This is a genomic window from Flavobacterium sp. (genome assembly GCF_044361015.1).
Lineage (GTDB): Bacteria > Bacteroidota > Bacteroidia > Flavobacteriales > Flavobacteriaceae > Flavobacterium.
The window spans coordinates 26,260-39,373 of sequence record NZ_JBIKJL010000002.1 but is presented as its reverse complement, the minus strand read 5'-3'; the positions used below and the strand labels follow the sequence as shown (position 1 = coordinate 39,373).

General features: G+C 37.0%; 10 protein-coding genes. 3 read left to right on the top strand and 7 right to left on the bottom strand.

Annotation, left to right across the window (positions count from 1 at the left end):
- Positions 1-196: 196 nt before the first annotated feature.
- Genes ACIQ2Z_RS01290 through ACIQ2Z_RS01260 form a run of 7 tightly spaced genes read right to left on the bottom strand, consistent with a single transcriptional unit; the run spans position 197 to position 9,761 of the window.
- Entirely contained in the window at positions 197-1,861 is a 1,665-nt protein-coding gene (locus tag ACIQ2Z_RS01290; protein ID WP_396182356.1) for a sodium/sugar symporter, read from the bottom strand.
- A gap of 16 nt (positions 1,862-1,877) precedes the next feature.
- Positions 1,878-2,930 carry a UDP-glucose--hexose-1-phosphate uridylyltransferase gene (locus ACIQ2Z_RS01285; protein ID WP_396182355.1) on the bottom strand — a complete coding sequence of 351 codons (1,053 nt, stop codon included), beginning with the start codon at positions 2,928-2,930 and terminating at the stop codon, positions 1,878-1,880.
- A 58-nt stretch (positions 2,931-2,988) separates the two neighbouring features.
- On the bottom strand, positions 2,989-4,152 hold the full coding sequence (gene galK, locus ACIQ2Z_RS01280) for a galactokinase (protein WP_396182354.1): 1,164 nt from the start codon (positions 4,150-4,152) through the stop codon (positions 2,989-2,991).
- A 20-nt stretch (positions 4,153-4,172) separates the two neighbouring features.
- Complete coding sequence (galA, locus tag ACIQ2Z_RS01275) at positions 4,173-6,602, bottom strand: beta-galactosidase GalA (RefSeq protein ID WP_396182353.1); 2,430 nt, start codon at positions 6,600-6,602, stop codon at positions 4,173-4,175.
- A gap of 4 nt (positions 6,603-6,606) precedes the next feature.
- A complete protein-coding gene (locus ACIQ2Z_RS01270) occupies positions 6,607-7,617 on the bottom strand; it encodes an arabinogalactan endo-beta-1,4-galactanase (protein WP_396182352.1) in 1,011 nt (336 codons plus the stop codon).
- A gap of 2 nt (positions 7,618-7,619) precedes the next feature.
- Positions 7,620-8,708, bottom strand: coding sequence for an arabinogalactan endo-beta-1,4-galactanase (locus ACIQ2Z_RS01265; protein ID WP_396182351.1), 1,089 nt, complete (start codon positions 8,706-8,708; stop codon positions 7,620-7,622).
- Between the two features lie 9 nt (positions 8,709-8,717).
- A complete protein-coding gene (locus ACIQ2Z_RS01260; protein ID WP_396182350.1) occupies positions 8,718-9,761 on the bottom strand; it encodes an aldose epimerase family protein in 1,044 nt (347 codons plus the stop codon).
- A 119-nt stretch (positions 9,762-9,880) separates the two neighbouring features.
- On the opposite strand from ACIQ2Z_RS01260, the gene ACIQ2Z_RS01255 reads away from it, so the two are divergent.
- From ACIQ2Z_RS01255 to ACIQ2Z_RS01245, 3 genes are all read left to right on the top strand, one after another.
- Positions 9,881-10,879 (top strand): GntR family transcriptional regulator, encoded by a 999-nt coding sequence (locus ACIQ2Z_RS01255; protein WP_396182349.1) that lies wholly within the window; start codon positions 9,881-9,883, stop codon positions 10,877-10,879.
- A 122-nt stretch (positions 10,880-11,001) separates the two neighbouring features.
- Positions 11,002-12,201 (top strand): hypothetical protein, encoded by a 1,200-nt coding sequence (locus ACIQ2Z_RS01250; protein WP_396182348.1) that lies wholly within the window; start codon positions 11,002-11,004, stop codon positions 12,199-12,201.
- Positions 12,202-12,329: 128 nt separating this feature from the next.
- Positions 12,330-13,112 (top strand): MlaE family ABC transporter permease, encoded by a 783-nt coding sequence (locus tag ACIQ2Z_RS01245; protein WP_396182347.1) that lies wholly within the window; start codon positions 12,330-12,332, stop codon positions 13,110-13,112.
- Positions 13,113-13,114: the final 2 nt, after the last annotated feature.

The following is a 13,114-nucleotide window of genomic DNA, read 5'->3' as shown; positions in this document are numbered from 1 at the left end:
AAAACTTACGATCCCCAAATTGTGAGTTTTTTTTTGGTTTAAAGTATTGTTTAAGATTATACATTGGTATAGTTTTTCTTTTAAATGTAATCCTTTTTAATACCACGAAATACACAAATTTGTAAAATAAATTCGTGTATTTTGTGGTAATAAATTTTAGTGATAACCAAACCGTTGAATTCAAGTTCATAGTGGTTTATTTCCAAAAGAAAGCATACAAGAATACTAAAACAATCATGATGGCAAAGGCACTGATGTTAAAAGTAGAACTTGTTTTAAAGGTTTCTCTGCGTAATTCAAATCCTTTGGTATCATCAACGCCTTTATTTTGATTCCAGCTTATTAAAGCAATAATAGCCATGGTTAGTAAAGTGGTATAGCCCATTTGATCCAAGAAAGGGACACTAGGGAAAATATTTTCCAACGCAGTACCTTCAGCCCAACCTTTCGGCCCAACTTTAAAGAACATTGCAATAGGAATGGAAACTAAAGCCCCCCAAATAGCAGCTTTATTAGTCGTTTTTTTCCAGAACAGTCCTAATAGGAAGATGGCTAATATGCCCGGACTCACTACGCCGGTATATTCCTGTATAAACTGGAACGCTTGGTTAATTCCACCTAGCAGCGGGGCAACGATTGCTCCAATCAGTAAAGCTATCGCAGAAGTTATTCGGCCTACTCGGACAGTCGTTTTATCATCTGAATTTTTATTGAAGTACTGTTTGTAAATATCCATCGTAAAAATCGTTGAAGTTGAATTTAACATGGAGGCTAAAGAAGAAACAATTGCAGCAGTCAAAGCCACAAAAGCTAATCCTTTCAGACCGGAAGGTAAAAACTGAATCAACCACGGATAAGCTTTATCTGCAGCAGCATCACTAGGAATATTGATTAAACCATCTGCTCCTAATCGGGCTAACATTTCCGCATCATTTACTATCACATAAGCGGCAATTCCCGGAATTACCACGATAAATGGAATTAATAATTTCAAAAAGGCAGCTAATAATATCCCTTTTTGAGCTTCTTTTAAGGATTTTGCCGCCAATGCTCGTTGGATAATATATTGGTTAAAACCCCAATAATATAAATTAGCTACCCACATTCCTCCTATTAAAACCCCAATACCAGGTAAATTTAAATACTCCGGGTTGGACTCATCTAAAATCATCGAGAATTTGGTAGGAGCTTTATCATAAATAATTCCCAATCCTTCCATCATACCTTGCCCGTCTGAAACAGTATTTAAGGCGAGGTAAGTGGTTGCTAATCCACCAAAAATTAAAAAAACAACTTGAATGGCATCTGTCCAAGCAATAGAAGCTAAACCTCCATAAATGGAATAAGCCGCTGCAAAAAGCGACAGGCCAATGATTGCCCACATCATCTCGACACCCATTATCGTATTCATCGCTAAGGCTCCCAAATATAATACGGAAGTGATGTTGACAAAAACATATAAAGCGACCCAAAACACTGCCAAAATAGTTTTTAAATTAGTAGAAAACCGTTTTTCCACAAACTCCGGAATGGTATAAATTCCTTTTTCAATGAATATTGGCAGGAAATATTTCCCTATAATGATTAAGGTTATAGCAGCCATCCACTCATAAGAAGAAATGGCAAGACCTACTGCAAATCCTGAACCCGACATGCCGATAAATTGTTCCGCAGAAATATTGGCAGCAATTAACGAAGTTCCAATAGCCCACCAAGGCAGCGATTTACTGGCTAAAAAATAATCTTCTGCATTTTTTTGATACCCTTTTTTGCTTCGGGACATGTACAATCCTACACCCAAAATTAAAAGTGCGTAAGCAATAAAAATATAATAGTCTAAGGTAACAAAACCTGTATTCATAGGAAATGGATTAGTGTTATTGTTTTAATTTATAATGCAAGGTAGGCAAGTCTCTCAAAATGGCTGCACTTTTTTCAGGCGAAATATCACGTTGGGCTTCACCCATCATTTCATAGCCCACCATGAATTTTTTAACGGTGGCACTTCGTAACAATGGCGGATAAAAATGCATGTGAAAATGCCATTCCGGATGAGCTGTTCGGTCAGTTGGAGCTTGATGAATTCCGGAAGAATAGGGAAAGGAGGTTTCAAAAAGATTATCATATTTAACCGTAATTCCTTTTATTATTTCAGCAAAAGAGACTGTCTCCTCTTTTGTCATCCCAATGATACTAACAAAATGCCTTTTGCTGATAATCATGGTTTCATAAGGCCAAATCGCCCAAAAGGGTACGACAACTGCAAAATGTTCATTTTCTATTACGATTCTTTCTTTCAATTTTAATTCTTCTTCTATATAATCTTTCAACAAGCTTTTTTTGATGGCATCAAAGTATTTCTGTAAACTTTTTTGTGTTTTTTCTATTTGGGTGGGTAAGGAGGATTGTGCCCAAATTTGTCCATGCGGATGTGGATTACTACAGCCCATCACAGCACCTTTGTTTTCAAAAATCTGGACATAATTGATAAATTCATGATTGCCCAATTCAAGATATTGCTCTTTCCAAGTTTGAATCACTTTTGTAATATCAGTAACTTCCATTTCCGGAATGGTCAAATTATGTTGGGTTGAAAAACAAACCACTTTATTGATACCTCTTTCGGGTTTCAGTTGAAATAAGGGGGATTTTGAAGGGTCATCATTAAAAACTTCTTCTTGTAACAAGGCGGCAAAATCATTTTCAAACACAAAACAATCCGTATAATGAGGGTTCTTGGTTCCGTTTGAACGTTCATTTCCCGGACACAAATAACAATTGGGGTCATAGGCCGGTAATTCTTCCGAATGACTTTTTTCTTTTTGTCCTTGCCAAGGGCGTTTGGTACGGTGTGGCGATACCAAAACCCATTCCTCTATCAAAGGGTTGAACCGACGGTGGGGATGTTCGTTTGTGTTGAAAGTTTCCATAGTATGGTGTTCAAGAAATCAATAAAAAGACGATCAATTTATGGACGGCTCTATTATTTTATATATTAGTTGTTCCTTTTGAAATTTTTACTTTATAAGCAGAAAGTGTAAGCCCAAATTCTTTTAAATAAGCTTCTGAAATTTTAGTAATTAATGCTTCTTCTGTTTCTTTTTCTACTAAATTAAGGGAACACCCGCCAAATCCTCCACCCATCATTCTGGCACCTAAAACCGATTTTTCATGGCGAACCGACGCAACTAAAAAATCAATTTCTTCACAACTGACCTCATATTCTTTAGATAATCCATCGTGGGTTTCATACATCAATTGACCCAATTTTTCGAAATCATTTGTATCTAAAGCAGCAACCGCTTCATTCACTCGTCTAATTTCGTTTACTACAAAATGACAGCGTTTAAAGAGAATTTCACCTAATTCATCCCTCAGTTTTTCCAATTGATTTTCAGTACAATCTCTAAAACTTTTAACCAATGGAAATTGATTTTTAATGATAGCTAAACCTTTCTCCACTTCTTGTCTTCGGGTATTATAGCCGGAGGTGAGATGGGTATGTTTGACATTGCTGTCCAATAAAAGTAGTGAATATTTTTTAAAATCTGCCTTGTGATATTCATAGTCTAAGGTTGTACAGTCTAATTTGATGACCTTGTTTTTCTTCCCAAAAACACTTGCAAATTGATCCATAATGCCACATTTCACGCCAACAAAGGTTTGCTCTGACTTTTGGCCTATTTTAGCCAAATCTTCTTTGATTAAATGGAAAGAGAATAGTTTGTTTAAGGCATAACCAAATCCGCATTCTAGTGCAGCGGAAGAGGATAGTCCAGCTCCCATTGGGATAGTGCTGCTGAATACGATAGTAAAACCTTCTAAAGGCAAACCACGTTGTTTCAATTGTTGTAAAACACCTAGAATATAATTAACCCATATTTTGTCAATAGGTTTCAAATCGTCTTTCCAATTGAATTTATAAGACTCGTTTAAATCTTTAGCAACAAGGGTACATTCATCAGAATTTGATTTGGAAACAGCAAAACAAATGTATTTGTTGATGGCTGCCGGTAACACAAATCCATCATTATAATCAACATGCTCACCAATAATATTGATTCTACCCGGCGACAGAAACATGGCTTCGGGTTCGTGCTGAAAAATGGTTTTAAAATGTTCCGAAGTCGAGTCAATTAATTTTTTTTTCATTTTGATGAAAGAGATATCATTTAGGATTTTACTAGGTTTAGCATTGCTGAAGCAGCTTGTAACCCGTTTGATTTGGCTTCAAATTTTACAGTCCCTACTGTTTTTCCCGCTTGAATAATTACTTGGCATTTCCCGTTGAAAGCACTTCTTTGCCAAGCACCTTCCCGGCATTTATCCGGCTCATGTGAACTGGGATCACCATTGCCAACACCAATTATTTTAGCATCGCCGGAGAAATAAAATTTAACCATGTTGTCCGCATAAGGAACCTCGCGTCCTTTTTCATCCGTAATCGAAATGTTGAGTACAGTTGCATCTTTTCCATCAGCCGTTAAAATAGTTTTATCAGATGAAAGCACCACAGCATAAGCATTTCCGGTGGTTTCAACTTTTGAGGTTATTTTTTTTCCTTTTTTATAACCCACAGCTTCTAAAGTGCCGGGTTCATAGGTCACTTGCCATTCTAAATGACTGTTTCGGGGCATTGTCTTTTTACCCAAACTTTTGCCATTCAAAATGAGTTCTACGTCATCGGCATTTGAATTTACCCAAACATCAATTGGTTTCCCCACTTTTTCAGGCCAATTCCAATGGGGTGAAATGTGTAATACATCTTTTGTTGTCCACCAACTTTGGTAATAATAATAGATGTTTTTTGGAAAACCACAGACATCTAAAATTCCAAAATGCGAACTGATATTTGGCCATCTATAGGGAGTTGGTTCACCACGATAATCAAATCCTGTCCATACAAATCCACCCAGCCAATACTTGTTTTCGGCAGCTAATTTCCACCAGGTTTCTGCCTTGCTTGCCCACCACGGATGGGTAATGTCCTGATCAGGCACATAAGCCCTAATCTCATCTTTTTCATAGATGCCTCGGGTAGTAACAGTGCTCCCCATTTCAGTTCCCAGCAAGGGTTGATTGGGGTGATCACGGTGATAATCAGCAACGGCATATTCGCGATAATTGAATCCGCGAATGGGAATAACCTCGTTTACCCCTTTAAAATCATTGGCCATATCGGCAGCGTAAGTGCTTGTTCTTGTGGGGTCTAACTCTTCTTGAATGGCTAAAAGTGTTTGTGCAATCTTTTTGCCGTAATCGTTTCCTTGAATATTTTGTTCTTCATTTCCAATGGACCATAAAAATACCGACGGATGATTTCTATCGCGTTTTAGTATGCGTTTGAATTGGTCTATATATTCTGAACTGCTGTTTAATAAACGTTGTTCATCGACCACTAACATTCCTAAACTGTCACAAGCTTCTAAAAGCTCTGGAGTTGGAGCATTATGACTGGCTCGGTAGGCATTAGAACCCATTTCTTTCAATAACTTGATTCGGTAATACTGCATATAATCCGGTAAGGCACTCCCTATTCCGGCATGGTCCTGATGGTTATTGGTGCCTTGGATTTTTAAATGGATACCATTGAGAAAAAATCCTTCTTTTGCATCAAATTTTACCGTTCTTATTCCGAAACGCGTTTTAGTTTGATGTACATTTTGGTTATCTGATTTTACAACTGAAATTACTCTATACAAATAAGGATCTTCTAGTGACCAAAGGCGGACATTGTTTAAATTTATTTTCTGTTTTACCGTAATGTCTTTATGGATTCCTAACGTGATTTTTTGTTCTGCTGTTTTAGCTAAAACTTTACCGTTTCTATCCGTAATATAGGCGTAAACCAAACCACCGGTAGTTTTTAAATGATTATTTTTAATAGTGGTTTCAATAGTTACAATGGCATTTTTGCCCTTTATTTCTGAATGTACAAAAACACCATCCTGTGGAATGAAAATTTTATTGGTAATGTTCAACCAAACGTGTCTGTAAATGCCGGCACCTTCATAAAACCAACCTTCATATTGCGTGGCATCCACACGAACAACAAGTACATTGTCGCCTTCAAAATTGACATAGTCCGTCACGTCATAGGAATTACCAACGTAACCGCTAAAATTTGTGCCAACATAAAAACCATTCAACCAAATTTCAGCATTTCTGTAAATACCATCAAATTGAATTTCAAAACGTTTATTGCTTTTTGCTTTGTCTACCGTAAAATGTTTTCTATACCAACCAATGCTGGTTTCAGGATAAGCACCACCCACAGGTTTGTAGCCATGACTGTCCATTTCAACTTGCTCAGATTTCACAAAGGGTAATTCCACCACCCAATCATGTGGGACATTGACTTTTGTCCAAGCGGTATCTACAAATTTTGGGTTAACAATGGTAGTGGCAAATACGTTTGATTTGTGAAGTAAAGCGGTTTTACTGTAATCAAAATCTTTTTCAGGATTGACCGCATGACCAAAATGGAATTTCCAATTGTCATCTAAACTAATTTTTTCTTGGGCTTTCCCCTCAAAGGAAAAGATAACGAAGCTATATAGTGCTAGTAATTTACCGAGTGATTGAAATAAATTTTTAAGCATAGTTTTATTCTTTAAAAGCATCTAATGCCGGAGAGGGTTTTCCGTCCGCTTGCCAAGCACTTAAACTGTAATGACTCCAACTTTTTTCACCTTGTGGCTCCCAATACAAGACACCTATACCTTTGTTGTTAGGTATATTTTTGACCGCTTTGATGGTGGCTTCTAATAATTCTTTGGTGTTTTGCACTTTGTCATATTCACCGCCAACTTCAACAACCATCACTTCTTTGTTGTAACGGGTGACCATATCGTTTAAGTTGAATGCTAAATTAGCAATGGTTTCGGTGTAATCTTTTTTTATCCAAAACGGATAATAGGAAAGTCCAATCACATCATATTTTACGTTTTGAGCGATAGCATTGTCAAAAAAGGTTCTGAATTTTGCATTGTTATCTCCCTCGTCTAAATGAACAATCACTTTAATCGACTTGTCCACAGCTTTTACAGCATCGTATCCTTTGTTTAGCAAAATACCCAACTGTTTCCAATTGTCAGTGCTTCCGTCAGGCCAAAGCATGCCTCCGGGAATTTCGTTACCTACTTGAACCCACTCGGTTTTTACTTTTGCTTTTTTTAAAGCGGTCATCACGTCAAACGTATGGTTATAAACTGCTTGGGCTAATTGATCAAAAGGTAACATGGCCCAAGCTGCCGGTTTGTTTTGTTTGGCAGGGTCAGCCCAAGAATCGCTGTAATGAAAATCAATCATAATGCGAAATCCCATTTTTTGAGCCCGTAAAGCAAAGGCAACGGTTTCGTCTTTGCTGCAATGTCCACTGGCTTTGTCGTCATTAGGATTGACAAAAACCCGAAGGCGAACGGTATTCATACCGCGTTCTTTCAACAATTGTAAACAATCTTTTTTGGAACCGTCAACATCATAAAATTGATAGCCGGTAGCTTCCATTTGGGGTAACCAACTTACGTCAGCTCCTTTTGAAAAGGCTTGTCCGAAATTTAATGTTGAATGGAATAAAATTAAAAATAAGGGCAGAAAATAAAAGGTCTTTTTCATGATTAATCTTTCTTAAAGGCAGCCATGGCTGGCACTGCTTTGTTTGTAAAATCCCATAAGGCTTGGTTTTCAAAGGGCGAACCATTGGTAGATTCATTGCCTCTAAAAGCAACCCATTCGGTTCCCCAATAAGCAAAACCTATTCCGCTTGTTGTTTCCTTCACTAGTGATTTAACGGCTAAAAGGAAATTTTTTTGCCCCTCAGGTGTAGCAGGATAGGCCGGAATTAATTGGTTTTCTAGACCAACAAGGTTATTGGTCCAATCATTCCAAGTTAGCGTAAACGGATAAGCTGTTTCAGCGATGATTACCTTTTTGTTATAGGTTTGCCCTAACGAATTTATAGTGCTTTTTAAATCCGGTAAACTTTTTCCATGCCAAACAGGGTAAAAGGACAATCCGATATAATCATAATCAACCGAAGTCATTTTGTTGTAAAACCAAGTCGCTCCACTGCCGATTCCGGCATAATGCAACATGATTTTTGTGGTTGGTGATTGCGAACGAATTCGGGAACTAATGGTAGAAAGCAATTCTAAACACTGACTTTCATTGTTGATTAAATGACCTTTTGGCCATAACAGCCCACTGTTGATTTCATTTCCTATTTGGAAGATATCCGGTTGAATCTCTGTTAAAATGGTTGTGGTATAATCTGATGCAGCTGTTTTCAAATCTGCAAAAGACAAGTTTTGCCAGGCAACAGGAGTAGTTTGATTACCGGGATCAGCCCACGTATCGGAATAATGTACGGTCAACCATACTTTCATGCCGGCTTGTTTTACCCGTTGAGCAAACGCTTTCACTTCGTTAAATCCGGAATGAGCATCGGCAGGATTTTTCCAAAGACGAATTCTAATGGTATTACAGCCTGTATTTTTTAGGGTGGTCAAAGCTATTTCAGGCTGATTGTCGGCATTGTAATAAACAGTGTTTTCACTTTCAATCAAAGGAAGATAAGACATATCTGCCGCTCGGATAAAATTGTCTTCCACCACCTGTTCTATCGGTGTTTTTGAGTCGTCTTCTGAACAACTTCCTAAGAAGAAGGTCGTCAAAAGGACAGTAAAAAGGGTTAGTACATTTTTCATGGTGTTTTTTTATAATGTTTCAAAAGCAAAAATAGTTTGATGATGATAGTGTTTTCCTTTTTTTAAAACGGCAGAAGGGAAGTTTTTATGATTTGGAGCATCGGGATAATTTTGTGTTTCAAAGCAAATACCACTTTCAGGATGATAAGCCACCGCCTCTTTTCCTTTGATTTGCCCAAAACAATTGCCGCCAACATAGATATGAACCGCCGGTTGATCGGTTAGAACAGTCATTTTTAAGTTATGCTGCTCACTGGTTAACACGGCCGCCACTTTTTGATTTTCAGTTAACGGGAAGGTATTGTCAATGGCGATCGGAACTTTTTTGGCATTTGAAAAATCAAAGGCACCTTTTTTTAAATCCATCAAAAGACCACTGGGAATATTTTCTTCATCAGTTGTTAAGACAGAAGTGGAATGAATGATTAAATCTTGGTTGGTTACATTTCCTTGATGACCGTCTAAATTAAAATAACTGTGTTGGGTTAGATTCAATAGGGTATCTTCTGTGCTATGAGCATGAAATTCCACAATTACCTGATTGGATTCGGTAAGCATATAGGTCACTTCAGCCATTAGGATTCCGGGATAATTTTCTTCTAAATGTAAACTGATGTATTCTAAAGTGATGGAAGGATAGTCTCCTTCGCTGATTTTTTTAACTTTCCAAAATTGTTGACTGAAACCTTTAACACCACCATGCAATTGATGGACACCGTGATTCTTCGTTAAGTTGATTTCTTTTCCGTTTAAGGAAAAAGTAGCCTGGTTTATTCTTCCCGCAAATCGTCCGATAACGGCACCAAAATAGGGAGCATTGGGCAAATCATAGGAGGCAATGTAATCGGCTAAGGAGTCAAAACCCAATACCACATCAATCTTTTCCTGATTTGACAACGGGAATTTCAACGAGGTAATGGTCCCTCCATAATTGATAACCGACAATTCCATGCCGTTTTTATTCTGTAAGGTATAACATAAAACCTCTTTCCCGTCCGGAAGGATTCCGAAAGAGTTGACATTTTTTGGGTGATCAATTTGTGAAAAATGCATTTTTTAGATGATTTTAGTACTAATGTGTCATCAAATGTAGGAAACAAAAAATAAAAACCATACCGGTACCTACCGGTTTTTGATTATCTTGCCACCAGTTTTTAGTAAATGGATTTTTTATGAAGCTAATTTCTGTAGAGAATCATTCCGGCGTTCCAAAATATAAACAGATTATTGCATCCGTCGAGGCGGCAATTGCCGAAAAGCGTTTACAAAAAGGAGACAAGTTACCATCTGTAAACAAAGTGAGTATAGAATTTTCAATTTCCCGCGATACGGTTTTACTCGCGTATGAAGAATTAAAAAAAAGGGGAATTGTTTTTGCCATTCTCGGTAAAGGCTATTATATAAAAAGCGTGGATTTTAGTTTTGAACAACGTTTTTTTGTGCTTTTTGATGAGTTGAATGCGTTTAAGGAAGATTTGTATACTTCTATTTTGGAATCCATTGATAACAAAGCCCTGATTGATATTTTCTTCCATCATTTTAATTTGAAAATGTTCCGAAAACTGATTAATGAAAGTAATGGGAATTATTCAAAATACATTATCATGCCTACCAATTTAGTGGGTGCGGCGAACTTAATCAAAACATTGCCTAAAAATGATGTCTATATTTTAGACCAAACCAATGAAGAATTAATCGAGTATCCTTCTGTTTATCAAAATTTTGTAAAAGACATGTACAGGGCTTTAGCAGAAGCCAAAAACAAGTTAGTGAAATACCAAAAAATGGTTTTGATTTTCCCCGGATTTAAAGAGCCGTTAGGGATGGTGGAAGGGTTTTTAAATTTCTGTCAGGAATATCATTTCGTGCATGAAGTAATTCGGGATTTTGATTTACAAACAATTCAAGTTGGTACTGTTTTTATTATTCCAAACGACCGTCATTTGGTTCAGGTAATAGAACAATCAAAAGTGCAACAATTGCAGATTGGACTGGATTTCGGAATTATCTCTTATAATGATACGCCCTTGAAGAAAGTAGTAGAAAACGGAATTACCACCATTTCAACTGATTTTAAGGCAATGGGTGTTCTTTTGACTGAAATGATTTTAAACAATAAAAAAGAACAAGTGGAGAACCGAAGTCAGTTAATCATTCGGGCTTCGTTGTAAAAGTTGCTAAAGATTGTTTTTTTTTGAATTATAGAGGAAGGATAATTGTCAAAAAAGCAATAAATTTACAAGTCAAATTTCCCGAACGGAAAAGTAGGGCCGTTCCATAAAAAATTCGTTAAATGAAGGCTTTCATTTCAAAATGTATTTTTCTTTTTCTTACTTTATTTTGTTTAAGTGGTTTCGCTCAAACAGATTCGTTAGGCGTCAAACAAAGAGATTTGAAAGATGTCTATTATAAAGTTTTCAAAAGAGAGGATTCTTTAGTTTCGCAGCGAGATTACCAAGATAAAAAAGCGGATTTTTCATTACTTCCGGCACCAACCTCTTCAAGTGGGGCAGAAAGAGCACTCGTAATTTCATTTGTAACCACTTTTTACCTGAGTGAATTGGAAAACACGAATATGTCTACCATTTCGTTCACACCGTCGTTAACCCTTTCTAACCAATATATTTTTCCGGTGCAAACGTACTTGTTTACCAAAGGGAACAAATATGTTTTAACGGGCGATTATCGCTACATGATTTATCCGCAATCTACGTATGGTATTGGTAATAACAACTACGAAAGCGAACAATCTGTTTTAGATTACCAACAATGGCGGTTGTATCAATATGTAGCCCGTCGGGTGAAAAAGCAATTATACCTCGGTTTAGGATTTTTGCTGGATAATTATCAAAATATTTCAGAGGAATCTTTTATTGAAGGAGAAACCGACTATGTAAAATACATGAAGAATGATTTTAGCGACGAATTAGCCATCGGTTTTGCGTTTCAAACGATTTACGATTCCAGGGATAATATTACAAATCCATCCAAAGGGGTGTTTATGGAATTGGATTATAAATTCAATTCAAAGTTCAATGATAATATGACCGATTATAGTTCTGTTTATTTTGATTTGAGAAACTACAGGTCATTTTCAAAAACAAAGCATCGCGTATGGGCCAATAAGTTGTTTTGGTGGAATACGTTTGGAGGAAATCCTCATTACCTCGATTTGCCTAGTATTGGTTGGGACCATTTTCAAAAAACGGGGAGAGGCTTTACCCGAAACCGGTTCCGGAGCAATGCGTTGATTTATTTGGAATCGGAATATAGAACGGATATTACTAAAGACGGACTTTTAGGGGCAGTTTTTTTTGCGAACGTTTCTTCAGTTTCCGCAATTAATACCTATCAGTTTGAAAAATTTAATCCGGCAATAGGAACGGGATTGCGTATCAAATGGAGTAAAATCAACAATTCAAATATTTCTTTAGATTTAGGTTTGAGCAAACAGGATGTGACTTTTAGATTAGGTTTTTTCGAGAATTTTTAAAGACATGACTTACATCAACTTTTTTGTGTTTTTTAGTCAATACCTTTATATGGATAGATTTTTGAAAAAGTGAAAGAAAAGGCTTAACTTTGAGTAGTCCTTAGGCTTATCAGCTAATTCATTTTTCTATGAAAGTAATTGATAAAATACTCCAAACTTCAAAAAAATTCCTGGAAGAAACCGGAGAGTTAGCCTATTTTTCTGCCCGTTTTTTTAAAGAAGCGACCAAACGCCCTTTTGAATTTAAAGAATTTCTCCGACAATGTTATAACATGGGCAACAGTTCGCTGTTGTTGGTGGGTGTCACTGGATTTATCATCGGATTGGTTTTTACCTTACAATCCCGACCCACACTTCAAGAGTTTGGAGCAGTATCTTGGATTCCCTCTATGGTAGGTATATCCATCATAAGAGAAATAGGGCCAATCATCACCGCTTTAATTTGTGCCGGCAGAATTGGTTCGGGTATCGGGGCAGAGCTCGGCTCCATGCGGGTCACGGAACAAATTGATGCCATGGAAGTCTCCGGCACCAATCCGTTTAAGTATTTGGTGGTCACCCGAATCATGGCCACTACCTTGATGTTGCCTATTTTGGTTTTCTTTGGGGATGCCATTGCCATCTACGGCTCTTTTTTAGTCGAAAATATCAAAGGAGACGTGTCCATTTTATTATATTTTAATGAAGTATTTAAACATTTGGAATTTGGTGATATTATTCCCGCTACTATAAAATCGTTCTTTTTTGGTTTTGCCATCGGACTGGTGGGTTGTTTCAAAGGCTTTACCTGTAAAAAAGGAACGGCAGGAGTAGGGATAGCCGCCAATTCTGCAGTGGTGTACACCTCGATGTTGTTGTTTATCATTGACTTTATAGCTGTTTTTTTAACCGATATTTTTTATGATTTATAGCC

Coding starts and splice junctions, on each gene's coding strand:
- ACIQ2Z_RS01290 (WP_396182356.1), bottom strand. CDS start 1,861: ATGAATACAGGTTTTGTTACCTTAGACTATTATATTTTTATTGCTTAC.
- ACIQ2Z_RS01285 (WP_396182355.1), bottom strand. CDS start 2,930: ATGGAAACTTTCAACACAAACGAACATCCCCACCGTCGGTTCAACCCT.
- galK (WP_396182354.1), bottom strand. CDS start 4,152: ATGAAAAAAAAATTAATTGACTCGACTTCGGAACATTTTAAAACCATT.
- galA (WP_396182353.1), bottom strand. CDS start 6,602: ATGCTTAAAAATTTATTTCAATCACTCGGTAAATTACTAGCACTATAT.
- ACIQ2Z_RS01270 (WP_396182352.1), bottom strand. CDS start 7,617: ATGAAAAAGACCTTTTATTTTCTGCCCTTATTTTTAATTTTATTCCAT.
- ACIQ2Z_RS01265 (WP_396182351.1), bottom strand. CDS start 8,708: ATGAAAAATGTACTAACCCTTTTTACTGTCCTTTTGACGACCTTCTTC.
- ACIQ2Z_RS01260 (WP_396182350.1), bottom strand. CDS start 9,761: ATGCATTTTTCACAAATTGATCACCCAAAAAATGTCAACTCTTTCGGA.
- ACIQ2Z_RS01255 (WP_396182349.1), top strand. CDS start 9,881: ATGAAGCTAATTTCTGTAGAGAATCATTCCGGCGTTCCAAAATATAAA.
- ACIQ2Z_RS01250 (WP_396182348.1), top strand. CDS start 11,002: ATGAAGGCTTTCATTTCAAAATGTATTTTTCTTTTTCTTACTTTATTT.
- ACIQ2Z_RS01245 (WP_396182347.1), top strand. CDS start 12,330: ATGAAAGTAATTGATAAAATACTCCAAACTTCAAAAAAATTCCTGGAA.